Source organism: Parasphingomonas zepuensis (genome assembly GCF_036663735.1).
In the GTDB taxonomy this organism is placed as follows: Bacteria; Pseudomonadota; Alphaproteobacteria; order Sphingomonadales; family Sphingomonadaceae; genus Sphingomonas.
This window is the reverse complement of the sequence record NZ_JAXOJO010000001.1, coordinates 1,268,424-1,293,381: the sequence shown is the minus strand read 5'-3', so window position 1 is coordinate 1,293,381 and position 24,958 is coordinate 1,268,424. Positions and strand designations below refer to the sequence as shown.

Sequence of the window (24,958 nt, the reverse complement as noted above, 5' to 3'; positions counted from 1 at the left end):
GCGACGGCGCGCGATGAACTCTAGGTCGGCCGGCATGCCGCTCGATCCGTTGCCCATCCTGCAATCCACCTTTGGCTTTCCCGAGTTCCGCGGCGTCCAGCGCCAGGTGGTCGATCGCGTGCTCGGCGGGCTGAACACGCTGGCGGTGATGCCGACGGGCGCGGGCAAGTCGCTCTGCTATCAATTGCCGGCGGTGATGCTGGACGGGACCTGTGTGGTCGTCTCCCCGCTGATCGCGCTGATGCACGATCAGCTGCGCGCCGCCGAGGCAATCGGCATACGCGCCGCGACGCTCACCTCGGTCGATACCAACCAGGCCGAGACGATCGCGCGGTTCAGGGCGGGGGAGCTCGACCTGCTCTATGTCGCGCCGGAGCGCGCCTCCGGCGACAGCTTCCGCAACCTGCTCGGCCAGGCGCCGATCGCCCTGTTCGCGATCGACGAAGCGCATTGCGTATCCGAATGGGGGCATGATTTCCGGCCCGACTACCGCCTGCTGCGGCCGCTGCTCGACCATTTCCCGGGGGTGCCGCGCCTTGCCCTGACCGCGACGGCCGACGCGCATACCCGCGCCGACATCCTCGACCAGCTCGGCATCCCACGCGACGGCAAGATCGTCGCCGGATTCGACCGGCCGAACATCCGCTATCTGATTTCGCCGCGCGACAACACGACGCGGCAGATCGCCGACCTGATCGCCGAGCAGCCCGGCCCGGGCATCGTCTATGCCCAGACGCGCAAGGCCGTCGAGCAGCTTGCCGAGAAGCTGGCGGCGACGGGGCGCTCGACCCGGCCCTATCATGCCGGCCTGGAGCCCCATATCCGATCGCGCAACCAGGCCGAGTTCGTCGCGTCCGAGGACATGGTGATCATCGCCACGGTCGCGTTCGGCATGGGTATCGACAAGCCCGACGTGCGCTTCGTCGCGCATGCCGGCCTGCCCAAATCGATCGAGGCCTATTATCAGGAGACCGGCCGCGCCGGGCGCGACGGGGATCCGGCGATCGCGCATTTGTTCTGGGGCGCGGAGGATTTCGCCAAGGCGCGCCAGCGCATCGCCGAAGTCGAGCCGCACCGCCAGGCGGGCGAGCGCACCCGCCTGACCGCGCTTGGCGCGCTGGTCGAGACGGCCGGGTGCCGGCGACGCATCCTGCTGAAGCATTTCGGCGACGATTCCCCGGAGACCTGCGGCAATTGCGACAATTGCCTGAATCCGCCGAGCGCCGTCGATGCGACCGAAGTGGCGCGCAAATTCCTGTCGGCGGTTTTCCGCACCGGGCAGAGCTTTGGCGTGGGCTATATCGAGAGCATCCTGACCGGCCAGTCGAGCGAGCGCAGCCTGATGAACGGGCATGAGGCGCTCGGGGTGTTCGGCATCGCGTCCAGCCCCGAGGAAGCTGCCCTGATCAAGCCGGTGGCACGTGCGCTGTTGCTACGCGATGCGCTGCGCGCCAATGATTTCGGGGGGCTCGAATTCGGGCCCGAGGCGAAGGCGATCCTGAAGGGTGAGGCCGAGGTGGCGCTGATCCTGCCGCCCAAGCGCGAGCGGCGGCGCCGCGGCGGCGGTACGGGCGCGCCCAACCCGATCGGCGATCCGCTGTTCGAGGCATTGCGCGTCAGGCGGCGCGAACTGGCGCAGGAGGGCGGCGTACCGCCCTATGTGATCTTCCACGATTCGGTGCTGCGGGACATGGCTACGACGAGGCCGGCGAATCTCGCCGCGCTCGGGCGGATCTCGGGCGTCGGCGCACGCAAGCTCGATGCTTATGGCAACAGCTTCCTCGAGGTGATCCGTGACCATTGACGCGGGACCGCTCGTGGTCCGCCTTGCGCTGGCGGCGGTGCTGATGGCGGCGCCCGGCGCGCTTTCGGCAAAGCAGCGCGAGCCGAAGCCGCTGACCGAGGCGCAGTTGCAGACCTATCCCGAGGCACGCGGGCTGCCGGCGGATATCCAGCACTTCATCGTCAGGCACAGTGACTGCGAGCATTGGGCCGGCGAAGAGCCGTATGACGCGCCGCGACGCCGCGAGATCGAGCGCGGTATCGCGGCATCCTGCAAGGGGCTCGACGCAAGCGCCGTGACTTTGCGCAAGCGCTACGCCAAATATCCCAAGATCCGCGCGGTGCTGCGCAACTATGAAACGGTAGGGCTATGATCCGACGTATCGACGACACCATCTCAGTCGCCCCACAGATCACGCCCGAAGACGTGGCGGAGATCGCGGCGGCCGGCTTTACCGCGATCGTCAATAACCGGCCCGACGAGGAAGAGGGCGGCCAGCCCGAGGGCGATGCGATCCGCGCCGCGGCGGAAGCCGCCGGCCTGTCCTACACCGCCATCCCGATCACCCATGCCGGCTTTTCGGGCAACCAGATCGACGCGATGGTCGAAGCGCTCGACGTGGCGGGCGGGCCGGTGCTGGCTTATTGCCGGTCGGGCACGCGCTCCTGCAATCTGTGGGCGCTCGCACGGGCGAAGCAGGGCGACCATCCGGACCGGCTGATGGCGAAGGCCGCGGCGACCGGATATGACCTGACCGGCATCCGCCCGCTGCTCGACGCGCTGGCCGGGGGCAGATGAACTGGACTCAGCTTGCCGGGTCGATCGCGGCGGTCCTGGTGCTGGCCGGGATCGCGCGGTGGCTGCGGCTGGGCGAGAGCCGGATCGGCAGCGCGGCCGAGGCGCGCGAGATCGCCGAGCAGATGCTGGCCGGCTTCGTCGCGCATGCCGCTCTGGTCAGCCAGGACGGCGGCGCCGCGATCGTCGCGGGTAATGGCGCGATCGCCGTGCTGAAGCGGCACGGGGCAAAGGTCGCGGCACGGCGGCTGCTCCCGCCGCTCGCGCTGGGGCCGGCGATCGAGGGCGTGACGGTGAAGACGGGCGAACGCCTGTTCGGCGACGTGACGTTGCTCGGCGTGCTCGAGGCCGATGTGCGCGGACTGGAAGCGTCGCTGACAAGAGTGTAAGCAGTGGGACATGACGTTGCCCGATCCCGTCGCTTATGCCGTGCCAGCCTTCGTGCTGCTCGTGCTGGCCGAGATGCTGGTGGCCTGGGCGCGCGACCGGAAACGCTATGAGCCGAAGGACACGCTGACCTCGCTGGCGCTGGGCACCGGCAGCACCGTCGCCGGCGCGCTGACCGCCGCCTTTGCTTATGGAATGGCGGTATGGGTGTGGCAGTTCCGCCTCTTCGACATCGGCTATGCCTGGTACTGGTTCGCGTTGTGCTTCGTGATCGACGATTTCTTCTATTATGTCTTCCACCGCGCCGCGCACCGGGTCCGCTGGTTCTGGGCGAGCCACGTCATCCATCATTCCAGCCAGCATTATAACCTGTCGACCGCGCTGCGGCAGACCTGGACTGGCGTCCTCAGCCTGAATTTCCTGTTCCGGCTGCCGCTGTTCCTGATCGGCTTTCCGCCGGCGATGGTGGTGTTCGTGGGCGGGCTGAACCTGATCTATCAGTTCTGGATCCATACCGAAGTGATCGGCCGCATGCCGCGCTGGTTCGAGGCCGTGATGAACACGCCGTCGCACCACCGCGTCCATCACGCGACCAACCCGCGCTATCTCGACCGCAACTATGCCGGCGTGTTCATCCTGTGGGACAAATGGCTCGGCACGTTCGAGCCCGAGCGCGACGACGATCGCCCGCGCTACGGCATCGTCAAGGATCTGGGCAGCTTCAACCTGCTCTGGGCGGCATTCCACGAATGGGTGGGCATCGCCCGGGACGTGTGGGCGGCACCCACGCTCCGCGCCCGATGGGGCTATATCGCGAAACCGCCCGGCTGGAGCCACGACGGCAGCCGCGACACGTCCGAGATCATCAAACAACGCTGGCTCGAGCAGGAGAAAGCCGAATGGAAGAAGCCGACATCGTCGTCATCGGAGGCGGATCCGGCGGAGCGGCGGCGGCCGGCCGGCTGAGCGAAGGCGGCCGCTACACGGTCGCCCTGCTCGAAGCGGGCGGAAGCAATACCGGACTGCGCACGCGGATTCCGGGATTCCTCGCCTTCCAGACCCCGGCGACCAACTGGCAATTCGAGACGGTGCCGCAGGCCGGGCTGAACGGCCGGCGGGGATACCAGCCGCGCGGGCGCGGAATGGGCGGATCGAGTGCGATCAACGCGATGCTCTATCTGCGCGGCAATAAATGGGATTACGACAATTGGGCGGCGCTGGGCTGCCCCGGCTGGTCCTATGACGACGTCCTGCCGGTGTTCAGGCGCGCCGAGCATAATGCCCGCGGCGCCGATGCCTGGCACGGCGGCGACGGGCCGCTGCACGTGTGCGACCAGAGCGATCCTCATCCCGGCTCGGTCGAATTCGTCGAGGCCGCGCGGCAGTTGCAGATCCCGGTGAACGAGGACTTCAACGGCCCGCGCCAGGACGGCGTCGGCGTCTATCAGGTGACTCAGCAGCGCGGCGAGCGCTGGAGTTCGTCGCGCGCCTATATCGAGAGCGCGGCCGGACGGGGCAATCTGCGCGTGCTGACCGATGTCGTCGCAGAACGCGTGCTGATCGAGGAAGGCCGCGCGACCGGTGTCGTCTACATCCAGGGTGGCGAGGCAAAGACGATCCGCGCGCGCCGCGCGGTGGTGCTGGCGGGCGGGGTGTTCGGCACGCCGCAGCTGCTGATGCTGTCGGGCATCGGCCCGGGCGATCACTTGCGCGAGCAGGGCGTCGCGGTGCTGGTCGACCGGCCGGCGGTCGGCACGAACCTGCAGGACCATGTCGATTATGTCGCTGCGTTCGAGACGAGCGGCCGCTATTTCATCGGCCAGACGCTGGCTGGCAAGATCAAGTCGATCGGCGCGATCCTGCAGTGGATGCGGCACCGGCGCGGGGCGATGACGACGCCCTATGCCGAGTCGGGCGGATTCCTGACAGTCGATCCGGCTTCGCCGGCGCCCGACATCCAGCTCCATTTCGTGCCGGTCGTGCTGGAGGATCACGGGCGGACCAAAGTGAAGAGCCACGGCTTTTCCTGCCACGCCTGCGTGCTGCGCCCCGAAAGCCATGGCACGGTGCGGCTGCAATCGAGCGATGCGCGCGCCGCGCCGCTGATCGATCCGGCCTTCCTCAGCGAACGCCGCGATGTCGAGCTGCTGATGAAGGGCGTGCGGGCGATGTACCGCATCCTCGCGACGCCGCCGATCGCCGGTCATAAGGGCCGCGACCGCTATCCGGTCGATCTCGACGACGATGCCGCGCTGGAGCAGCTGATCCGCGCGCGCGCCGATACCATCTATCACCCGGTCGGCACGGCGCGGATGGGATCGGACGCGATGGCGGTATGCGATCCGCAGCTGCGCGTGCGCGGCGTCGCTGGCCTCTATCTCGCGGACGCGTCGATCATGCCGAAGCTGGTATCGGGCAATACCAATGCGCCGTCGATCATGATCGGGGAGCGCTGCGCCGATTTCGTGAAGGCCGATCTCGCGGGATAGCGCGGGTCGGGTCGCGCGTGTAGCGCGGCACGATGGACAGAAAGATCATGAACCGCGTCGGCCTGGCCGCCGCCATCCTGTTGGTGCCCGGCGGCTTCATCCTGGGCGCGACGCTCGCTGCGCGCCATTATCGCAACCGGAACGCCGGGGAGACCGAACCTGAGGTCGAACCCGCGCCAGACGAGAAGCAGCCCTGACATAAAAAGGGCCGGTGCGTTGCCGCACCGGCCTAGGTCGTCCGCAGGAGGAACATCGTGGGGGGCCGGCCCGAAGACCGGCCCCAATCTTGTCAATAGTTGTAGGCGCGCTCGCCATGCTCGCCGACGTCGAGGCCTTCCAGCTCGACTTCGGGCGTGACGCGGCCACCGGTGACTGCCTTGGCAATGAACACGGCAACCGTGGTGCCGATCGCAGCCCAGATGATCGTCGCACCGACGGCCTGGATCTGGACCAGGATCTTCGCGCCCATGTCATAGTCGGCGGCGCCAGGGCCACCGAGCGACGGAGCATAGACGATGGCAGTGCCAATCGCGCCGACGATGCCGCCGATGCCATGGATGCCGAAGGCGTCGAGCGAGTCGTCATAGCCGAGCTTCGGCTTCACCTTGGTGACGAAGAGGAAGCAGACGATCGAGGCGACGGCGCCCAGCACGATCGCGCCGAACGGGCCGGAGTTGCCGGCGGCCGGGGTGACGGCGACCAGGCCGGCGATGATGCCGGAGCAGAAGCCGAGTGCCGAAGCCTTGTGACCCGACGCACGCTCAGCGAGCATCCAGAACAGGCCAGCCGAAGCGGTGGCGACGAAGGTGTTGATCATCGCGAGGGCGGCCGAACCGTTCGCCTCGAGCGCCGAGCCGGCGTTGAAGCCGAACCAGCCGACCCACAGTAGGCCGGTGCCGACCGCGGTCAGGGTCAGCGAGTGCGGCGCCATGCGCTCGGTCGGGTAACCGATGCGCTTACCGAGGATCAGGGCGAAGACCAGAGCCGAGACGCCGGCGTTGATGTGAACCACCGTGCCGCCGGCGAAATCGAGCGCGCCGAGCTTGAAGAAATAGCCGCTCGCCGCCCACACCATGTGCGCGATCGGGAAATAGACGATCGTCAGCCAGACCAGCGCGAAGACCATCACCGCCGAGAACTTAACGCGCTCGACGACCGATCCCAGCACCAGCGCGACGGTGATCGCCGCGAAGGTCATCTGGAAGCAGACGAAGACATATTCGGGGATGCCCACGCCCGCCGTGAAGGTCGCGGCGACGCTGGAGGAGTCGACGCCCTTGAGGAACGCCTTGTCGAAGTTCGAGAGAATGTTGCTGAGGCCGCTGGTGTAATCGGGTCCGAAGGCCATGGTATAGCCCCACATCACCCAGACCAGCATCGCCAGCGCCGCGACGGCGCCGATCTGCGTCATTACCGAGAGCATGTTCTTGGTGCGGGCGAGGCCGCCGTAGAACAGGGCCAGGCCCGGCAGGATCATCATGAGGACGAGGACCGTCGCGGTCATCATCCAGGCGGTGTCGCCCTTGTCGACGGTAGGCGCGGCCGGTGCCGCCGCGGCGGCGGCATCCTGCGCCCAGGCCGGGAGCGCCGCGAACAGCGCAAGCCCGGCTCCGAGACCGGCAGTGCCGGCGTATTTCAATGCATGCTTCATCACTGCCCCCTTACTCACAGCGCGGTTTCATCGGTTTCGCCGGTGCGAATGCGCACCGCCTGGCCGACATCGAGAACGAAGATCTTGCCGTCGCCGATCGCGCCGGTGTTGGCCGATGCCTGGATCGCCTCGACGACCTTGGGGGCGAGATCCGCCGCGCACACGATCTCGATCTTGATCTTGGGCACCATGTTGGTGCTGTATTCGGCCCCGCGATAGATTTCGGTCTGACCCTTTTGTCGGCCAAAGCCCTTCACTTCCGTCACGGTCATTCCCGCAACGCCGATCTCGGTGAGGGCCTCGCGGACCTCGTCGAGCTTGAACGGCTTGATGATGGCAATGATGAGTTTCACCGGCGCCCCCTTTTGCAATTGTCCCGGAGAAGACACAGCAATGGTCGTGCCAAAATCGAAAACACGCGTTTCCGCGGGGGTTCCGCTACGAAAATATTACTTCAAGGTAAATTTTTGTGCAGCCGCGAAGCACTGCCCAAGAATCAGGCAGCGCCGGCGACGATCACCCGAGCTGTTGCGAGATCCCCGTCGTCGACCATCACGCGAACCGGGATGAACAGATAACTCCCGTCGGCGATGCTGGCATTGCCATCGAGCGCGACTGCATCGATCCCTTCGGAATCGAGCCGTCCGATCAGGATATGGGCTTCGTTGCGATTGAAGCGGCCAAGCTCGACGAGCGCCATTATTGCGCGGGGCGCGTCGGATTGCGGACGGGCAAGCCATCGATACTGTGGGTGCGCACGGCATATTTGGCGAAGCGCGCCGCGTCGCCGGCGTTCGCGTGATATTTGCTGAGCGTCGTCCGCTCGCGCTCGAAGCTCATATGCGGCACGCCCCAGCCGCAACTGGTCTGCGCCTGATCGATCGCCACCTCGAAGATCTGGCGGGTGCCCGGCAGCAGGGTGAAGTGCCCCGCCAGTTCGGTCCAGCGATCGTCCTGCGGAAGGACCGGCGTGCCGCGGCCATAGATGCGGAAGATCAGCGCCGGGCTCTCAAAGGCGCAGAACATGATCGTGATGCGCCCATCGGCGACGAGATGCGCATTGGTTTCGTTCCCGGAACCGGCGACGTCGAGATAGGCCACGCGGCGATCATCCAGCACCCGGAAACAGTCCATGCCCTTGGGGCTTAGGTTGATCCGCGCATCCGCTGCGGCGGTGGCGACGAAGAACAGCGGCTGCTTCGCGATGAACGCGCGGTGATCGTCCGTCAGGGCGTCGAAGAATTCGGCCATGGGACCATCCTAACGCGCCGCCGCACCTTTGCGAATAGGGCCGAAGCGTCAGACGGCGCGCGGCACCCGTGGCCGGCCGAGCGGGCATTCCAGGGCATCCCGGTCCCACGCGCCGAGGTCCGCGGCGGCATCATAGGTCGACTGGCAGAAGGCGAGCAGCGCCGCATCCGGATCGGCCGCGATACGCACCGCGTCATAGGAGAGCAGGAACTCTCCCATCTCCGTGCTGTAGGCGGCTTCGGCAGGCTCGATCCTGGCCTCGGCATAGCCGGCCGGCGCGGGATAGGCATAAGCGTAGAACGACGCGTGCGGGTAGGTGTCGCTACCCGGCCAGAAGCCGACACTCGCCTCCTCATGGCTATAGGCCTCGCACGTCACCGCATCGGGCAGCCCGGGCAGGCCGCCGGGGTGGCGCGGCGCGTCCCGGCCGGAGAAGCGAGTCGAGGCAAGATCGAAGCTGCCCCAGAAGAAATGCGTCGGGCTGGCCTTGCCGAGAAAGCCGGTGCGGAACCGTTCGAACACGCGCCGCGCCTGGATCAGCGCCCGCCAGAAGCGGCGGGCGGCATCCGCGTCATAGGGGCGCTCTTCATGATCTTCGGCGAACGGGATCGCGCCGGACATCTCGCTCGGCGTGCCGTCGAACGCAATCGCGACACCCAATTCGGAAAGCGCGGCTACCACCGCAGCATGGAAACCGGCGATGCTGCCCGCCGCGAGCGGGATCGTCGCGACACCGCCATCGCTGCTGGAAAACTCGACCTTGTCGGCGATCAGATCGACATCGATCTGCAGAAGGCGATCCCCGCACGGGATCGCCGAACTGCTCAGCCCGCGCGCGGTGATATAGAGCGGCACATGCCAGCTATGGTTGAGCCACGGCGTCAGCGCGAGCCTGACCTTGCCGATGATCTGGGTGCGCAGTTGGAGACCGATGGCGGTTTCGCGCCAGGACGACCAGTGGAGTTCGGGCCAGATATTCGATTCGGGCACAGTTGCTTCCCCTGGATTCACCACAGATTCGTTCAGTCATCCGTACCGGGCACCCGATCGACGGGATTCCTGAACCTGTGGTTGAAAGTCTGCCGCGCGAAGAACAGGGCGATAAAGGTAGCACCTGCGGCCTGCCACAGGTCCTTTTTAAAGAAACTGCGGAAATAGCTCACACCGCAGTGCCACCCACCGTCAGGCCACTGACCAGCAAGGTCGGCTGGCCCACACCTGCAGGCACGCTCTGGCCGCCCTTGCCGCACATGCCGACACCTTCGTCGAGCGCGAAATCATTGCCGATGCCGGTCACCTTGGTGAGCACGCTCGGGCCGTCGCCGATCAGCGTCGCGCCCTTGATCGGGACGCCGATCTTCCCGTTCTCGATGCGGTACGCCTCAGTGCAGGAGAAGACGAACTTGCCCGAGACGATATCGACCTGCCCGCCGCCGAAGCTCTTGGCGAAGATCCCGTTCTTGACCCGGCTGAGCAATTCGGCCGGATCGTCCTGGCCGGCGCGCATGAAGGTGTTGGTCATGCGCGGCATCGGGGCATGGGCGAAGCTTTCGCGGCGGCCATTGCCGGTCGGCGCGACGCCCATCAGCCGGGCATTGAGCCGGTCCTGGATGTAACCGCGCAGGATGCCGTCCTCGATCAGGACATTTTCCTGGGTGGGCGTGCCTTCGTCGTCGATCGACAGCGAACCGCGCCGATCGGCGATCGAGCCGTCATCGACCACCGTCACGCCCGGCGCCGCGACGCGTTCGCCGATGCGGCCGGAAAAGGCGCTGGTGCCCTTGCGGTTAAAATCGCCTTCGAGCCCATGGCCGATCGCCTCGTGCAGCAGGATGCCGGGCCAGCCCGGGCCGAGCAGCACGGTCATCTCGCCGGCCGGCGCCGCGACTGAATCGAGATTGACCAGCGCCTGGGCCAAAGCCTCGTCGATCGCGCGGTTCCACGTCTCCGGCTGCATCAGCGAATCATAGAGATAGCGCCCGCCCAGGCCGAAATTGCCCGTCTCGCGCCGTCCATTCTGCTCGACCACGATCGAGACGTTGAGCCGGACCAGCGGGCGGATGTCCGTCGCGACGAATCCGTCGGCGCGGACGATCTCGACCACACTCCAGGTGCCCGACAGCGAGACCGAGACCTGCGCGACGCGCGGATCGCGCGCGCGGGCGGCGGCATCGATCGTCTGGCACAGATTCACCTTGTCGGCGAAGGGCACGAGATCGAGCGGATCGGCGGCGGTGTAGAGATGACGGTTGGTGGCGCGCGGCGGCGGCGCCTTGGCCGAAGCCGAGGGATCGATCAGCGCCATCGTCTCGGCCGCGCGGTTGATCGCGGCCGCGCTCAGTTCATTGGCATGAGCAAAGGCTGTGGTCTCGCCCGACACGGCGCGCAGGCCAAAGCCGCTATGCGTATCGTAGGAGGCGGTCTTCAGCCGGCCGTCGTCGAAACCGAAGGCCTCGGCCTTGCGATATTGCAGGTAAAGCTCCCCGTCATCGGCCCGGGCTAGGGCCGACGCGGTCAGGCGCTGGGCCTCGGCGGGATCGAGCTGGCCATCATGGTAGAGGAACGAGCGGGGGTCTGATCGGCTGGTCATGCCGGCCAATATAGGCGGCTCAGACGCTCGCGCCAGCCGGATGATCGGGAAGAGTCGATTGATCGACCCCGTCGGCAGGCCCGCCGATGAGCACGAAGCGTCGGTCGCAATAGCCGCAATCGACATAGCCATGCTCGTCGATCTCGAGGAACACGCGCGGATGGCCAAGCGCGGCGCCGCCGGGAATGTCGGTCGCGCCGTCACAGGCGACGCGGCGGTGGGAGACGCGGAGGGTTTCTGGCGGAGCGATCATGAGGAGGCGCGATAGCAAGGTGACGGGGACGGGGCAATTCTTCCTTTCCCCTGCACGCCGGGAGAGGGGTTGGCGCGCGCTTGCTGCAAGCTTAAGGGGCGAGGATGACTGAAGCCGCGATCGTCATCGACTCCCTGTGCAAGACCTATCAGGGCGGCAAGCGTGCGCTCGACGATGTCTCCTTCGAAGTGCCGCGGGGGCAGATATTCGGGCTGCTCGGCCCGAACGGCGCGGGCAAGTCGACCCTGATCAATATCCTGGCAGGGCTGGTCAACAAGACCGGCGGCAATGCGACGATCTGGGGCTTCGACATCGATCAGCACCCACGCAACGCCAAGGCATCGATCGGCATCGTCAATCAGGAAATCCTGTTCGATCCCTTCTTCACCCCCTTCGAGACGCTGGAGATCCAGGCCGGGCTCTACGGCGTGCCCAAGGCGAAGCGGCGATCGATGGAGCTGCTCCGCGCGGTGCACCTGGAGGACAAGGCGAACGCTTATGCCCGCACGCTTTCGGGCGGCATGAAGCGGCGGCTGATGGTGGCCAAGGCGATGGTGCACACGCCGCCGGTGCTGGTGCTGGACGAGCCGACCGCCGGCGTCGACATCGAGCTGCGCCAGCAGCTCTGGGCCTATGTCCGCAGCCTCAACCAGCAGGGCGTGACGGTGGTGCTGACCACCCATTATCTCGAAGAAGCCGAGCAATTGTGCGACCGGATCGCGATCATCAACCATGGCAAGGTGATCGCCAACGAGCCGACCCGCGAGCTGCTCGGCAAGGCGACCGAGAAGCTGGTCGAGGTGACGGTCGATCGCGACGTCGCCACGCCGCCCCAGGCGAGCTGTTTCCAGAAGATCGAGCTGAAGGGCACGCGCACCCTCGCCATCACCTATGGCAAGGACAAGGTGAACGCCGGCCAGGTGCTGGCAGCGGTGCAGGCGGAAGGATACGGCATCGTCGACGTGTCGACCCGCGAGGCCGATCTGGAAGACGTGTTCCTGAACCTTACCCGGGCGTCGAACGCTTAACGCCCTTAGTCCTGAGCCATGGCTCGGCCCGAACGGAGATTTGGGTGCCCGATATCGACCATCAATCCGACATCCTGATCATCGGCTCCGGCGCCGCCGGGCTGACGGCGGCGCTGAACCTGGCCGATCGCTTCAAGGTGACCGTGCTCGCCAAGGGCGGCTTGGCCGAAGGATCGACGGCCTGGGCACAGGGCGGGATCGCCGCCGTGCTTGAGCCGGGCGACACCTTCGAAAGCCATATCGAGGATACGATGATCGCCGGCGCCGGGCTCAACGACCGCGCCACCGTCGAATTCGTGATCGAGAGCGCGCCGGCGGCGATCGAACGGCTCACCAAGCTGGGCGTGCCGTTCAACATGGAAGGCAATACGCCGCATCTGACCCGCGAGGGCGGGCACAGCCACCGGCGCATCGTCCATGTCGACGACGCGACCGGCTGGGCAGTGCAGGTCGCGCTGCAGAGCGCGGCCGAGGCCCATCCCAACATCACGCTGGTGCCCGACATGGTCGCGATCGACCTTGCCACCAGCCGCCACGAGCAGCGCTATTCCGGCGCCGGCAATGTCTGGGGCGTCTATGCCGTCAACCGGGGGACCGGCCGGGTCGAGCTGTTCACCGCACGGGCGACCATCCTGGCGACGGGCGGCGCGGGGCGGACCTATCTCTTCTCCACCGCGCCGCGCGGCGCGACCGGGGATGGGATCGCGATGGCGTGGCGCGCCGGATGCCGCGTGTCGAACATGGAATTCATGCAGTTCCACCCGACCTGCCTCTACAATCTGGAGGTCAAGAATTTCCTGATCACCGAGGCAGTGCGCGGCGAGGGCGGGCATTTGCTGATCCCGGAGACGGGATATCGCTTCATGCCCGATTTCGACGAACGCGCCGAACTGGCGCCGCGCGACATCGTGGCGCGCGCGATCGACCATGAGATCAAGCGGCTTGGCCTGGACTATGTCCATCTCGACATCAGCCATCGCGGCGCCGATTTCGTGAAGGAGCATTTCCCGAACATCCACGAGAAGCTGCTCGGGCTGGGCATCGACATGACGAAGGAGCCGATCCCGGTCGTCCCGGCCCAGCATTATACCTGTGGCGGGATCGCGATCGACCTCAACGGCAAGACCGACCTTCCGGGGCTTTATGCCGCCGGCGAATGCAGCGAATCCGGGCTGCACGGCGCGAACCGGCTTGCCTCCAATTCGCTGCTCGAATGCTTCGTGTTCGGCGAAGCTGCGGCCAGGCACATCACCGAACATTGGGACGAACTGCCCGCCCCGCCCCCGATCCGCCCCTGGGACGAAAGCCGCGTCGAGGATTCGGACGAGGAAGTCGTCATCAAGCAGAACTGGACCGAGATCCGCCGCTTCATGTGGAATTATGTGGGCATCGTCCGCACGACCAAGCGGCTGGAGCGGGCGCAGCACCGGATCAAGCTGCTGACTGGCGAGATCGAGGATTATTACGGCCATTTCCGGGTGACGCCAGACCTGATCGAGCTGCGCAACCTGTTGCAGACGGCCGATCTGATCGTGCGATCGGCGCTGCACCGCCACGAATCGCGCGGGCTGCATTATACGCTCGATTATCCCGAGCTGTTGCCGGACGCGGTCGACACGGTTCTCGTCCCGTAAGGCACCGCCGAGCCGCCGCTGCAGGCTGGACATCGAACGGTGCCGGCGCGTGCAGGGCCGTAGAAACCCTGAATGGATTCAATCGCATCTCCTGCGAGGCTGCGACACCATTTCACCTCGCGCCAGCCGCCATTCATCGCAAGCCCGCTACGCTAGGGATTCCTCAAGGAGATTCCATGTCTAAGGTGACAATCGGGGTGGGGCTTAATTGGTGACGCAGATTAACACCTTCATTTTTCCAAGGCCGATAGCGGCGCTCCTGCTCGCGGCAGCGCTCTGTGCCTGCGGGCACGATACCAGCCGCCATCTCGCGATCGTGCCGCCGGCCCCGCGGCCGCCAGCCTATCGGGTCGTGATTCCCGTGCCGCCGCCGACACCCCGGCCGCCGCGCGCGCCCGAGGCTCTGAACGCCACCATCGCCGCGCTCGGCCGCAATTTCTCCGGCAAGGTCGGCATTGCCGTGCGCAGCGTCGATCAGGGCTGGGCCGTGACGAGCAATGGCGAAGTCCGCCTGCCGCAGCAAAGCGTCAGCAAATTATGGGTCGCGATGACCGTGCTCGATTATCGCGACAGCGGGCGGTTGACGCTCGACGATCCGATTACGCTGACCAGGGAAGATTTCACGCTGTTCCACCAGCCGATCGCTGCGCTGGTGAAGGATGGCGCGGGCTATCAGACGACGGTCGGCGAACTGCTGCGCCGCGCGCTGACGATGAGCGACAATACCTGCAACGATCGGTTGCTGCGCTATGTCGGCGGCCCTGCCGCGGTGCGCGATTTCATCCGTCGCAAGGGGCTGGGCGATATCCGCTTCGGCCCGGGCGAGAAGCTGTTGCAGAGCGGGACGGCCGGCCTCGAATGGAGGCCCGAATTCGCTTATGGCAACGCCTTTGCCGTGGCGCGCGCGCGCCTGCCGCTGGCGACGCGGGTCGCTGCCTTCGAACGCTATGTCGCCGATCCGCCGGACGGCGCAGCCCCGGCGGCGATCGCCGGCGCGCTGGCGAAGCTGAAACTCGGCCAGGTGCTGTCGCAACGCTCGACCGACTATCTGATCGGCACGATGGAAATGTCCAAGACCGGCCGGCAGCGCATGCACGGCGCAGTGCCGGTTGGCTGGAGCTTCGGCCACAAGACGGGCACCGGGCAGGATCTGGGCGGGCGCACCGCCGGCTATAACGATGTCGGCCTGCTGATCGCGCCGGACGGCCGCAGCTATGCCCTCGCCGTGATGATCGGCGACACGCCCAGGGCGATTCCGGAGCGCCAGAGGCTGATGCAGGCAGTGGTGACCGCGGTGGTTAGCAATCACAGCGGGAGCGATCTCCGCCTTGCCGGAGCAGCGGGCGGGCGCTGACGCCTGGTCGCAGGACCGTATTTCGCTGCCCCGGGAGTGTCCGGTCGGGTCGGTCCGACCCCTCGGACGTTCACTGCGCATTCGCCTCTCGCCCGACCCGCGGACCGCTGCTATTCCCCGCCGATGCCTCATCTCTATCTCGTCGACGGCTCCGGCTATATCTTCCGGGCCTATCACCGGCTCCCACCGCTGACCAACATCCATGGCGAGCCCGTGGGCGCGGTCTATGGCTATACCACCATGTTGTGGAAGCTCGCCGACGAGCTGCACAAGGCCGACGGGCCGACTCACATGGCCGTCATCCTCGACAAATCGAGCCATACTTTCCGCAACGAGCTGTACGACAAGTACAAGGCGCAGCGCCCGCCACCGCCCGAGGATCTCGTCCCCCAGTTCCCGATGATTCGCGACGCGACCCGCGCCTTCTCGTTGCCGTGCATCGAGGAAGAGGGTCTCGAGGCCGACGATATCATCGCCAGCTACGCCAAGGCGGCGCTGCGCGAGGGCTGGTCGGTCACGATCGTCAGTTCCGACAAGGATCTGATGCAGCTGATTGAGCCGGGGCTCGACCTCTATGACACGATGAACAACCGGCGGCTGGGCGCCGAGCATGTCCTGGAGAAGTTCGGCGTGATGCCGGACCGGCTGGGCGACGTGCTGGGCCTGATGGGCGACAGTGTCGACAATGTGCCGGGCGTGCCTGGCGTCGGCCCGAAGACCGCGGCCAAGCTGATCCAGGAATATGGCGATATCGAAGGCGTGCTGGCCGCCGCCCCTTCGATGAAGCCGGGCAAGCTGCGCGACAATCTGATCGAGCATGCCGACAATGCGCGGCTGTCGCGCGTGCTGGTGACGCTGAAGGACGATGCGCCGCTGGCCGATGCGCTCGAGGATCTGGCGCTGCAGGGGATTCCGGAGGCGCCGCTGCGTGCGTTCCTGGAGCATCACGGGTTCAAATCGCTGCTCGCCAAGCTGTCGGCAGTGGCCGATGCCCCGGTCGAGACGCCGTCCACCGTGCCGCAGGAGGAAGATCCGCCCTGCAACCATGATGGCTATGTCACCGTGGTGGACGAGGCCGCGCTGGACGACTGGATCGCCCGGGCCAGGCACCAGGGCTGGATCGCGATCGATACCGAGACGACCGGCGTGGACGCGACGCGGGCCGATCTGGTCGGCGTGAGCATGGCGCTTCAGCCGAACATCGCCTGCTACATCCCACTTGCCCATGGCGGCACCGGCCTGTTCGCGGAGAAGCCCGACCAGCTGACCGCCGCCGTGGCGCTGGCGAAGCTCAAGCCGCTGTTCGAGGATCCCGGCGTGCTCAAGATCGGGCATAATTTGAAATACGACATGATCGTGCTCGGACGGCTCGGCATCGATGTCGCGCCGCATGACGACACGATCCTGATGAGCTTCGATCTCGATGCGGGGCTGCACGGCCACGGCATGGACGAGCTGGCGGCGACTCACCTCTCGCACAGCTGCATCGCCTACAAGGATGTGGTCGGCACCGGGAAAAGCCAGCTTCAGTTCAACGAGATCGATCTGGCCGCGGCGACGCGCTACGCGGCCGAGGATGCCGATGTGACGCTACGGCTGTGGCGGCGCTTCAAGGCACGCCTGCCGGCCGAGGGCGCGACGCGGGTGTACGAGATGGTCGATCGGCCGCTCGCCCCGGTCATCGCGCAGATGGAGCGGCACGGCATCAAGGTCGACCGCGAACGGCTGGCCCAGCTGTCGACCGAGTTTGCCCATTCGATCGCTGCGCTTGAAACCGAGATCCACGGCCTCGCCGGCGGCCCCTTCACGATCGGCAGCCCCAAGCAGCTGGGCGACGTGCTGTTCGAGCGGATGGGCATCAAGGGCGGCCGCAAGGGCAAGTCCGGCGTCTATTCGACGGACGTGAACGAGATGGAGCGGATCGCGGCGGACAAGGATTCGCCGGGCAAGGTGATCGCGGCGCGGGTGCTCGACTGGCGCCAGCTGTCGAAGCTGAAATCCACCTATACCGATGCGCTGCAGGCCCAGATCAACCCGGAGACCGGCCGAGTCCATACCAGCTATTCGCTGACCGGTGCCCAGACCGGGCGACTTTCCTCGACTGACCCCAATCTGCAGAATATCCCGATCCGCACGGAGATCGGGCGGCAGCTCCGCGACGCGTTCGTCGCCGAACCGGGGAATGTCCTGCTCGCCGCCGATTATTCGCAGATCGAACTGCGGCTCGCCGCGCACATGGCGGACGTGCCGGCGCTGAAGGCCGCGTTCGCCAATGGCGACGACATCCACAGCCTGACCGCGCAGGAACTGTTCGGCGAAGTGACGCGCGATACGCGCGGGCGCGCCAAGACGATCAACTTCGCCATCCTGTACGGCATCTCGCGCTGGGGCCTGGCCGGCCGGCTGGACGTCACGCCGGACGAGGCGCAGGCGATGATCGACCGCTATTTCGATCGCTTCCCGGGTATCAACAACTATATCGCCGAGACGATCGAGAAGGCGCGCGACAAGGGCTATACCGAGACGCTGTTCGGCCGGAAGACGCATTTCCCGCGGCTGAAATCCAAGGTCCAGCATGAGCGCCAGGGTGCCGAGCGCGCCGCGATCAACGCGCCGATCCAGGGGACCAGCGCCGACATCATCAAGCGCGCCATGGTGCGCATGGGGCCGGCGCTGGCGGATGCCGGGCTGCACCAGGTGCGCATGCTGCTGCAGGTGCATGACGAACTGGTGTTCGAGCTGCCCGAAGGCGATGTCGCGGCGGCGCGGCCAGTGATCGAGCGTGTCATGGCCAGCGCGGCCGAGCCGGCGGTGAAGCTCTCCGTGCCGCTCGGCATCGAGATCGGCGTCGGCTTGAGCTGGGGAGCAGCGCATTGACCCTTGCCGGCGCTGCCGCGGACGGGGGCACTGACGACATTGCCGCGCTCGCCAAGGGCGGGCGGACCAACATCATCGGCTTCTTGCTGCGGCTTGCGGCACGCCTGCCGTTCCTGTTCATCGCCGGCCGCGTCTATGGGCCGGACATCGTCGGGCGCTTCGCCATTGCCGTGGTGGTGGTCGAACTGGCGGCCTTGCTCGCGACGCTCGGACTGAAGCGGGGGCTGGCGCAGGCCTTGTCCTCGACCGAGCGGCCGCATGTCCATGTCGCCTGGGACGCGATGGCGGTGGCGTTCTTCGCCGCGCTGATCGCCAGCGCCGTGCTGATCGCCATTCCGGAGATCATGTATCCGAACAGCCCGATCCGAGGGATGGACCGCTGGCTGCCGTGCATCGTCTTCGCCATCGCCTGGTCGGACGTCAGCCTGGCCGCGCTGGCCTATCGCCGCAATGTGAAGGCGACGGTGACCGCACGCGCGATCGTCGAGCCCTGGACGATCAGCGTCGCCGCCTATGCCTTTTCCTTCGTCTCGCTGCGCGACGGGCTGATCTATTCCTACATCCTGTCGATGGCGGCGGCGCTGATCGCTTCGCTCATTCCGTTCGTGCGCAGCTATGGCCTGCCGGTTGGATGGCGGCCGGGGGTCGTGCGGCTGTTCGGCATGGCCAGCCGCAACGTGCCGCTAGCCGGCGCGGACGCAATCGAATGGGGCACGCGCAATGTCGATCGCTTCATCCTGGGCGTGATGTTCGAACCGAAGGTGGTCGGCATCTATTACATGGCGCAGCAGGTCGCCTCGATCCCCGCCAAGCTCAAGACGAGCTTCGATCCAATCCTCGGGCCGGTGATCACCGCGAGCCTGGCCAAGGATGACCGCGAGGCAGTGGCGGCGCAGGTGCGGCAGGTCGGCTTCTGGATTCTGGCCGCCCAGCTCGGCCTCGCACTGATGGGATCGATCCCCGGCGAAGCGGTGATGGGCGTGGTCGGCCCGCAATTCGTCGCCGGTACCGCCGCGCTCGCCTTCCTGCTGACCGCCGAGGCCGCCGCATCGACCGGCGCGGTGTGCGAATCGGCGTTGGTCTATATCGCGCGGGTTCGCAACCTGGTGATCTCGCTCGGCATGCTCGGCTTTCAGGTATTGCTGAGCTTCGGCCTGATCTTCGCGATGCGCGGCGTCGGATGGCCGATCAATTTCCAGGCGGCGGGCCCGGCCGTCGCGCTGCTGATCTCGCTCGGACTCAGCTCGATCATCAAGGCGACCCTGTTGTCGCGCTTGCTCAAGGCGCGCGTGTCCGGATTTCGCTGGCCGCTCGCCTGGGCGGCGGTGGCGGCGATCCTGGTGGGGACTGCCTTCACCTGGCTGCCCCCGCGCTATGAATGGGCCGAGCTTATCATCGGCCTGCCAATGATCCTGGCGAGCTATGCCTTCGTGCTGCACCGCTGGGCGTTCGGCCCGGAGGACCGCGCCCTGTTCGGCAAGGTGCCGGCGGCTGAGGCCCCGCTGCCGACCTGAGGCTCAGTGGCGGAAGTGGCGCATGCCGGTGAACATCATCGCCAGGCCAGCTTCATCCGCAGCGGCGATCACCTCGTCATCGCGGATCGACCCGCCCGGCTGGATGACCGCGGTCGCGCCGGCCTCCACCGCCGCGAGCAGCCCGTCAGCAAAGGGGAAGAAGGCATCCGACGCGACGGCCGAGCCGATCGTACGCGGGGTCGCCCAGCCCGCCTTGTCGGCCGCATCCTTCGCCTTCCACGCGGCGATGCGCGCCGATTCGAGCCGGTTCATCTGGCCCGCGCCGATGCCGGCGGTGGCGCCGTCCTTGGCATAGACGATCGCGTTCGACTTGACGTGCTTGGCGACTGTCCAGGCGAAGCGGCAGTCAGCCAGTTCCGCCGGGGTCGGCTGGCGCCTGGTCACCACGGTGAGATCGGATGCGGCGCCGTTGTCGCGGGTCTGGACGAGCCAGCCGCCGGTGATCGACTTGGCCATGATGCCCGTGCGCGCCGCATCGGGCAGGTCGCCGGTGAGCAGCAGGCGCAGATTCTTCTTCGCGGCAAAGATGGCGAGCGCGGCCTCGTCGGCGTCGGGCGCGATGACGACTTCAGTGAAGATGCCGGAGATGGCGCGCGCGGTCGCTTCGTCGAGCGCGCGGTTGAGCGCGATGATGCCGCCAAAGGCCGACACCGTGTCGCAGGCGAACGCCTCCGCATAAGCCTGTTCGATCGTCGCGGCGGTCGCGACGCCGCAGGGGTTGGCGTGCTTGACGATCACCACCGTGGGCGCGGCATCGCGGAACTCGCTGACCAGCTCGAGCGCGGCATCGGCATCGTTGTAATTATTGTAGCTCAGTTCCTTGCCCTGCACTTGCCGTGCCTGGCCGATTCCGCGCGCGGCGGGGCCGGTAGCGGTGTAGAAGGCCGCCTGCTGGTGCGGATTCTCGCCGTAGCGCAACGCAGCGCCCCGCTTCAGCGTGATCGGCAGCGTTTCCGGGAAAGCCTCGCCCTGATCGGCAAAGCCGAACCAGCTGGCGATCATGCCGTCATAGCTGGCGGTCGCAGCAAAGGCGCGCGCGGCGAGGCGCTTTCGCAGATCGAGCGTGGTGGCGCCGCCGCTCGAATCCATCTCGGCGATCAGCGCCGCATAGTCGGCCGGATCAGTGACGATGGCGACAAAGGCGTGGTTCTTCGCCGCCGAGCGCACCATCGAAGGGCCGCCGATATCGATATTTTCGATGATCTCCGGCCGCTCTGCGCCCTTCATCACCGTCTGCAGGAAGGGATAGAGGTTGACCACCACCAGATCGATCGGGCCGATCCCGTGCTCCTCCATCGAGGCGACATGCGCGGCATCGTCGCGCACCGCGAGCAGCCCGCCATGGACCTTGGGGTGGAGCGTCTTCACGCGGCCGTCCATCATCTCGGGAAAGCCGGTCAGGTCGGAGATGTCCCGCACCTGGAGCCCAGCCGCGCGGAGCGCCGCCGCGGTACCGCCGGTCGAGACCAGCTCGACGCCGTGGCGCGCGAGCGCCTGGCCGAGGTCGACAATGCCGGTCTTGTCGGACACCGACAACAGGGCGCGGGTGATCTTGATGGCGGTCATGAATACTCCGGGGGAAAGGTCCCGGACCCTGTGCAACCTCAGGTCGCGCGCTTCAAGACCCAGCTGACGCTCGCCCCGCCGGCCGGCGCTTCGCCCGAGACGACGAGCTGATGCGTGGCGTGAGGACGACCATCGGCGTCGATCCACAGGCTGTCCTCGATGCCAAGCGTGCCGCCGCGACAGCGGAACTGCCACAGCAATCCGCCGGGCAGGCGGAGCAACGCGGCCATGCCATCGGCCGTGGGCGAGACCGATACGCCGAGACCGAGATGGAAGCGGATCGCAAAGGCACTCGCGGCCAGCTTGCGCTGCTTGCTCGCCGGCACCAGCAGATCCTCGCCGCGCACCTCGCGGCCGTCGCCCGACAGCACCAGCTGGCGCCGATGGACGAAGCCGTAGCGCCGGGCATAGCCATCGTGACTCGCCTCGATCCGGCTCGATACCACGCTCTCCTGCCGCGCCAGCTCGACTTCGGCGACGCCGCGCCCGAGCGTGCCGTCGGCATGAATCGCCGTCGAATTGCTGTCGCCGACGATCAGCGTCGAATGTGCCGCAGTGGTGCGCAGGCCATCGGCCAGCGCAGCGGGCAGCTGCGCGACCGCAGCGCGCGCACCGCCGCAATTGACGATCAGCCGGTGCGGCCCGTCGGAGAATTCGAATGCCAGGGTGGAAGCGCAGCCACCCTCAACCAGCCGCGTGATCGGCGGGGGCGCGGCATCCATGATCAGCACGCCTGCGCCGGCGGCGAGCCGCTGATAGCCCCAGTCGCGTGCCTGCCGCAGCGGCCGCGCCCGCAGCTCGGTGACGGCGATGATCTGGTCGAGCGTCTCCCCCGACACGGGGCCGCCGCCCTGCCAGCTCGATAGCCCCTTGTCGCCGTGGCACACGCCGAGCAGCGCCGGCACCATTCGCGCGAGCACGGCACCGATGCCGGACGGCTCCACGAGGCGGCGGGCGCGATAGACTTCGCGCAGGCTGGTTAGCAGCATGATGATATCGAGCTGCGCCAGCGGGGAGCGTGCGACGCTGCCACCATCCTCGAACACCGATACGGACAGTGCCTTGGCCAGCGCGGCCTCGGTCGCGGCGCGCCGTGCCTCGCCGCCCTCGATCAGCAGCCCGGCCGCGACGACGCCGCACAGAGCGGCGATGCGCGGTGCCCCTGGCGGCAGCTTGTCGGCGCCGCGATCGATATGCCGCGCGCCCCGCGCAAGCGTGTTGAGCACGAGGCTGCGATAGACCAGGTCAGTGCTCGACAGGATCAGCGGCGCATGGGCCGTCCACAACAGGATGCGCCGGCCCCAATGATCGGCCCGCCAGGCGGGCTCGCTCACCGTATCGGCATGCGCGGCGAGCCAGCGACGCATCAGATCCTCTGCAATCGGCGTCGCCTGCGCGCGCGTCGCCACCGTCGAGAGATCGCGGAGCCAGAGGAAGCTGTGGAGATAATCGGCAAAGGCGCGCGAGAAATCGGGCCGCGCGAGATCGAGGTCAGCGATCGTCCGCGTTTCCCCGCGCAGGCTGAGCTTGCCGTCGAGCAAGGCCCGGCCGCGACGCGGATCGCCGGGGAAGGGATCGTCGGGAACGGCGATCAGCTTGAGCGGATGACGACCCCGCAACCGCATGCCGTGGATCGGGGTGCGCCAGGTGAGGCGATGGAACTGCTCGGCAAGGCGTTCGGCCAGCGAGAGCCCCTTGTCGCCCCCCTGCCGGATCAGCCGCTTGCCTTCGTCGATGCCGTCGGCGCCGGTATCGCGGCCGTCTTCGCTCACCCGCCCCTCAGGCCGAGGATGTTCGCGGCATAGGCCGACGGCCCGCCGCGGAACGTGGCGGTGCCGGCGACCAGCGCATCGGCGCCCGCGTCGATCGCCGCCCGCGCCGTCACGGCATCGATGCCGCCGTCCACCTCGAGATCGACGGTGAGGCCGGCCTTGTCGATCATCTTGCGCACGCTTTCGATCTTGCGCAGCGCGCTCGGGATGAAGCCCTGGCCGCCAAAGCCGGGATTGACGCTCATCACCAGCACCAGATCGACTTCCTCGATCAGATAATCGAGCGCCTTGGCGGGCGTCTGCGGCGTCAGCACCACGCCGGCGCGCTTGCCGAGCTTGCGGATGTGCTGCAGGCTCCGGTGCGTGTGCGGGCCGGCCTCGACATGGATGCTGATGATGTCGGCGCCAGCCTCAGCGAACTGATCGAGGAACGCGTCGACCGGGGCGATCATCAGATGCACGTCGAGCGGCTTTTGCGTGTGCGGGCGGAGCGCCTTCACCACCGCCGGGCCGATCGTGATGTTCGGCACGAAATGCCCGTCCATCACATCGACATGGATCCAGTCGGCGCCGGCCGCATCGATCGCGCGCACTTCCTCGCCGAGACGCGCGAAATCGGCGGAGAGGATCGAAGGGGCGATACGGACTGGCTGTTGCATGACCGATTCCTGTAGCACGACTGAGTCGCGCGGCAAGCGGCTCAGCCGGCGCGGCGCATCCTCGCGATGAAGAAGCCGTCGCATCCGCCTTCGTCGACCAGCATGCCGGGCCGCGTGCGGACGCACCCGCTGAGATTCGGGGCGATCCCCGCCGGCAGTTCGTCGTCGCCGACGCGTTCGATCGCGAAATCGGGACGGCTGCCGAGGAACGCGGCGATCTGATCCTCCCCTTCGGCCTTTTCGAGCGAGCAGGTGGCGTAGACGAACACACCGCCGGGCTTCACCCACTGCGCGGCGCGCGCCAGCAGCTGGGCCTGGACGCGCGCCATCTCGACGATCAGCTTCGGGCTGACGCGGTGAAGCACATCGGGGTGGCGGCGGAAAATGCCGGTCGCGCTGCAGGGCGCGTCGAGCAGCACGGCATCTGCAGGCTCGCGCGGCGACCATTTCAGCAGGTCGGCCGCGATCACTTCGGCAGACAGCTGCGTGCGGGCAAGATTGTCGCGAAGTCGCGCCAGCCGACTTTCCGACGAATCCACCGCGGTGACGCTCCAGCCCGCACTGGCCAGCTGCATCGTCTTGCCGCCCGGCGCAGCGCACAGATCGAGCGCCGTGCCGGTGCCCCGCCCGATCAGCCGCGCCGGCAGCGAGGCCGCGAGATCCTGCACCCACCAGCTGCCTTGCTCGAACCCCGGCAGCTCGGGCACATGCGCGCCGGCCAGGCGGATATGGCCGGGCAGCAGCGACGTGCCGCCCATCGCCTCGGCCAGGTCAGCCGTCTGCGCCGGATCGGCGAGCGTCAGATCGAGCGGCGGGGGCGCCGCGATCGCCCGTTCCGCCGCCGCCACCATGTCCTCGCCCCAGGCCGATTGCCAGCGCGCCTCGATATCGGCGGGCAGGCCCGGGAATTCCGGCAGAGTCGCGCCGCCGCGCATCAGCGTGCCGAACACGCCGTGCACCAGCTTGCGCGGCCCGCCGTCGATCAGCGGCAGCACCGTCGAGATCGCGGCATGCGGCGGCGTGCCGAGCGCGAGCGCCTGGACCAAAGCGATGCGCAGCCCGAAGCGCGCCTTGGCGTCATCCGGCAAGGGCCGCTGAGTCGCCGAATCGATCAGCGCGTCGAGATCGGGCAGGCGGCGCAGCGTTTCGGCGGCGATGGCATGAGCAAGCGCGCGATCGTCGCTGCGATCGATCCCCTGAGTCGCGCGATCGAGCGCCGCCTCGAGCGGCAGCCCCTGGCGGAGCACCGCATCGAGCAGCTTCAGCGCGGCGCGGCGGGCGGGAACGCCGGGCGGATCGGCGGGACGGTCGGACGGTCTGGTCAAATCACTTGA

Annotated in this window: 23 protein-coding genes; 12 read left to right on the top strand and 11 right to left on the bottom strand. The window is 67.2% G+C overall.

Features of this window, described 5'->3' with window-relative positions; genetic code table 11:
* Window positions 1-34: 34 nt before the first annotated feature.
* From recQ to U1769_RS06185, 7 genes are read left to right on the top strand one after another with little or no spacing between them, the layout of a single operon-like run.
* Window positions 35-1,804 carry a DNA helicase RecQ gene (gene recQ / locus U1769_RS06215; RefSeq protein ID WP_332713706.1) on the top strand — a complete coding sequence of 590 codons (1,770 nt, stop codon included), beginning with the start codon at window positions 35-37 and terminating at the stop codon, window positions 1,802-1,804.
* Window positions 1,794-2,156, top strand: a complete 363-nt coding sequence (locus tag U1769_RS06210; RefSeq protein ID WP_332713409.1) for a hypothetical protein — start codon at window positions 1,794-1,796, stop codon at window positions 2,154-2,156. Before recQ ends, U1769_RS06210 begins: the two co-directional genes overlap by 11 nt.
* The gene (locus U1769_RS06205; protein ID WP_332713406.1) at window positions 2,153-2,581 is read left to right on the top strand and encodes a protein tyrosine phosphatase family protein; all 429 of its coding nucleotides are present in this window, start codon (window positions 2,153-2,155) and stop codon (window positions 2,579-2,581) included. Before U1769_RS06210 ends, U1769_RS06205 begins: the two co-directional genes overlap by 4 nt.
* Window positions 2,578-2,967 (top strand): hypothetical protein, encoded by a 390-nt coding sequence (locus U1769_RS06200; RefSeq protein WP_332713404.1) that lies wholly within the window; start codon window positions 2,578-2,580, stop codon window positions 2,965-2,967. The genes U1769_RS06205 and U1769_RS06200 overlap by 4 nt, the downstream gene beginning before the upstream one ends.
* Before the next feature lie 10 nt (window positions 2,968-2,977).
* Entirely contained in the window at window positions 2,978-3,931 is a 954-nt protein-coding gene (locus U1769_RS06195; RefSeq protein WP_332713401.1) for a sterol desaturase family protein, read from the top strand.
* A complete protein-coding gene (locus U1769_RS06190) occupies window positions 3,865-5,454 on the top strand; it encodes a GMC family oxidoreductase (RefSeq protein WP_332713398.1) in 1,590 nt (529 codons plus the stop codon). Before U1769_RS06195 ends, U1769_RS06190 begins: the two co-directional genes overlap by 67 nt.
* 32 nt (window positions 5,455-5,486) lie before the next feature.
* A complete protein-coding gene (locus tag U1769_RS06185) occupies window positions 5,487-5,651 on the top strand; it encodes a hypothetical protein (RefSeq protein ID WP_332713395.1) in 165 nt (54 codons plus the stop codon).
* A 92-nt stretch (window positions 5,652-5,743) separates the two neighbouring features.
* Here U1769_RS06185 and U1769_RS06180 read toward each other — a convergent pair whose 3' ends face one another.
* From U1769_RS06180 to U1769_RS06150, 7 genes are all read right to left on the bottom strand, one after another.
* Complete coding sequence (locus tag U1769_RS06180; protein WP_332713392.1) at window positions 5,744-7,105, bottom strand: ammonium transporter; 1,362 nt, start codon at window positions 7,103-7,105, stop codon at window positions 5,744-5,746.
* 14 nt (window positions 7,106-7,119) lie between these two features.
* A complete protein-coding gene (locus U1769_RS06175) occupies window positions 7,120-7,458 on the bottom strand; it encodes a P-II family nitrogen regulator (RefSeq protein ID WP_332713389.1) in 339 nt (112 codons plus the stop codon).
* A 143-nt stretch (window positions 7,459-7,601) separates the two neighbouring features.
* A complete protein-coding gene (locus U1769_RS06170) occupies window positions 7,602-7,805 on the bottom strand; it encodes a putative signal transducing protein (protein ID WP_332713387.1) in 204 nt (67 codons plus the stop codon).
* Complete coding sequence (locus U1769_RS06165; protein WP_332713384.1) at window positions 7,805-8,356, bottom strand: pyridoxamine 5'-phosphate oxidase family protein; 552 nt, start codon at window positions 8,354-8,356, stop codon at window positions 7,805-7,807. Before U1769_RS06165 ends, U1769_RS06170 begins: the two co-directional genes overlap by 1 nt.
* A gap of 48 nt (window positions 8,357-8,404) precedes the next feature.
* Window positions 8,405-9,346, bottom strand: coding sequence for a DUF5996 family protein (locus U1769_RS06160; RefSeq protein ID WP_332713382.1), 942 nt, complete (start codon window positions 9,344-9,346; stop codon window positions 8,405-8,407).
* Between the two features lie 169 nt (window positions 9,347-9,515).
* The gene (gene tldD / locus U1769_RS06155; protein ID WP_332713379.1) at window positions 9,516-10,946 is read right to left on the bottom strand and encodes a metalloprotease TldD; all 1,431 of its coding nucleotides are present in this window, start codon (window positions 10,944-10,946) and stop codon (window positions 9,516-9,518) included.
* A 19-nt stretch (window positions 10,947-10,965) separates the two neighbouring features.
* Window positions 10,966-11,199, bottom strand: coding sequence for a zinc-finger domain-containing protein (locus tag U1769_RS06150; RefSeq protein WP_299904562.1), 234 nt, complete (start codon window positions 11,197-11,199; stop codon window positions 10,966-10,968).
* 104 nt (window positions 11,200-11,303) lie between these two features.
* Here U1769_RS06150 and U1769_RS06145 point away from each other — a divergent pair, with 104 nt between their 5' ends.
* From U1769_RS06145 to U1769_RS06125, 5 genes are all read left to right on the top strand, one after another.
* Window positions 11,304-12,227, top strand: coding sequence for an ABC transporter ATP-binding protein (locus tag U1769_RS06145; protein ID WP_332713374.1), 924 nt, complete (start codon window positions 11,304-11,306; stop codon window positions 12,225-12,227).
* Window positions 12,228-12,271: 44 nt separating this feature from the next.
* The gene (nadB, locus tag U1769_RS06140) at window positions 12,272-13,861 is read left to right on the top strand and encodes an L-aspartate oxidase (RefSeq protein WP_332713371.1); all 1,590 of its coding nucleotides are present in this window, start codon (window positions 12,272-12,274) and stop codon (window positions 13,859-13,861) included.
* A gap of 211 nt (window positions 13,862-14,072) precedes the next feature.
* The gene (locus tag U1769_RS06135) at window positions 14,073-15,215 is read left to right on the top strand and encodes a serine hydrolase (RefSeq protein WP_443030179.1); all 1,143 of its coding nucleotides are present in this window, start codon (window positions 14,073-14,075) and stop codon (window positions 15,213-15,215) included.
* A gap of 123 nt (window positions 15,216-15,338) precedes the next feature.
* The gene (gene polA, locus U1769_RS06130; RefSeq protein ID WP_332713366.1) at window positions 15,339-18,092 is read left to right on the top strand and encodes a DNA polymerase I; all 2,754 of its coding nucleotides are present in this window, start codon (window positions 15,339-15,341) and stop codon (window positions 18,090-18,092) included.
* On the top strand, window positions 18,089-19,606 hold the full coding sequence (locus tag U1769_RS06125; protein ID WP_332713363.1) for a lipopolysaccharide biosynthesis protein: 1,518 nt from the start codon (window positions 18,089-18,091) through the stop codon (window positions 19,604-19,606). The genes polA and U1769_RS06125 overlap by 4 nt, the downstream gene beginning before the upstream one ends.
* 3 nt (window positions 19,607-19,609) lie before the next feature.
* On the opposite strand, the gene purH is transcribed toward U1769_RS06125, so the two are convergent.
* The 4 genes from purH to U1769_RS06105 are packed head-to-tail and all read right to left on the bottom strand — an operon-like array spanning window position 19,610 to window position 24,949.
* Window positions 19,610-21,193, bottom strand: a complete 1,584-nt coding sequence (gene purH, locus U1769_RS06120) for a bifunctional phosphoribosylaminoimidazolecarboxamide formyltransferase/IMP cyclohydrolase (RefSeq protein ID WP_332713361.1) — start codon at window positions 21,191-21,193, stop codon at window positions 19,610-19,612.
* 38 nt (window positions 21,194-21,231) lie between these two features.
* Window positions 21,232-22,965 carry a heparinase II/III family protein gene (locus tag U1769_RS06115; RefSeq protein ID WP_332713358.1) on the bottom strand — a complete coding sequence of 578 codons (1,734 nt, stop codon included), beginning with the start codon at window positions 22,963-22,965 and terminating at the stop codon, window positions 21,232-21,234.
* Window positions 22,962-23,624: a ribulose-phosphate 3-epimerase gene (gene rpe, locus U1769_RS06110; protein WP_332713355.1), complete on the bottom strand. Its 663-nt coding sequence runs from the start codon at window positions 23,622-23,624 to the stop codon at window positions 22,962-22,964. The genes U1769_RS06115 and rpe overlap by 4 nt, the downstream gene beginning before the upstream one ends.
* A 41-nt stretch (window positions 23,625-23,665) precedes the next feature.
* Window positions 23,666-24,949 (bottom strand): RsmB/NOP family class I SAM-dependent RNA methyltransferase, encoded by a 1,284-nt coding sequence (locus tag U1769_RS06105; protein WP_332713353.1) that lies wholly within the window; start codon window positions 24,947-24,949, stop codon window positions 23,666-23,668.
* Between the last annotated feature and the right edge of the window lie 9 nt (window positions 24,950-24,958).

Bases quoted from the DNA above. Each gene is read 5' to 3' on its own strand.
- U1769_RS06150 (WP_299904562.1), bottom strand. From the start codon at position 11,199: ATGATCGCTCCGCCAGAAACCCTCCGCGTCTCCCACCGCCGCGTCGCC.
- rpe (WP_332713355.1), bottom strand. From the start codon at position 23,624: ATGCAACAGCCAGTCCGTATCGCCCCTTCGATCCTCTCCGCCGATTTC.
- U1769_RS06205 (WP_332713406.1), top strand. From the start codon at position 2,153: ATGATCCGACGTATCGACGACACCATCTCAGTCGCCCCACAGATCACG.
- U1769_RS06145 (WP_332713374.1), top strand. From the start codon at position 11,304: ATGACTGAAGCCGCGATCGTCATCGACTCCCTGTGCAAGACCTATCAG.
- tldD (WP_332713379.1), bottom strand. From the start codon at position 10,946: ATGACCAGCCGATCAGACCCCCGCTCGTTCCTCTACCATGATGGCCAG.
- U1769_RS06185 (WP_332713395.1), top strand. From the start codon at position 5,487: ATGGACAGAAAGATCATGAACCGCGTCGGCCTGGCCGCCGCCATCCTG.
- U1769_RS06170 (WP_332713387.1), bottom strand. From the start codon at position 7,805: ATGGCGCTCGTCGAGCTTGGCCGCTTCAATCGCAACGAAGCCCATATC.
- recQ (WP_332713706.1), top strand. From the start codon at position 35: ATGCCGCTCGATCCGTTGCCCATCCTGCAATCCACCTTTGGCTTTCCC.
- U1769_RS06190 (WP_332713398.1), top strand. From the start codon at position 3,865: ATGGAAGAAGCCGACATCGTCGTCATCGGAGGCGGATCCGGCGGAGCG.
- U1769_RS06165 (WP_332713384.1), bottom strand. From the start codon at position 8,356: ATGGCCGAATTCTTCGACGCCCTGACGGACGATCACCGCGCGTTCATC.
- U1769_RS06180 (WP_332713392.1), bottom strand. From the start codon at position 7,105: ATGAAGCATGCATTGAAATACGCCGGCACTGCCGGTCTCGGAGCCGGG.
- U1769_RS06200 (WP_332713404.1), top strand. From the start codon at position 2,578: ATGAACTGGACTCAGCTTGCCGGGTCGATCGCGGCGGTCCTGGTGCTG.
- purH (WP_332713361.1), bottom strand. From the start codon at position 21,193: ATGACCGCCATCAAGATCACCCGCGCCCTGTTGTCGGTGTCCGACAAG.
- polA (WP_332713366.1), top strand. From the start codon at position 15,339: ATGCCTCATCTCTATCTCGTCGACGGCTCCGGCTATATCTTCCGGGCC.
- U1769_RS06195 (WP_332713401.1), top strand. From the start codon at position 2,978: ATGACGTTGCCCGATCCCGTCGCTTATGCCGTGCCAGCCTTCGTGCTG.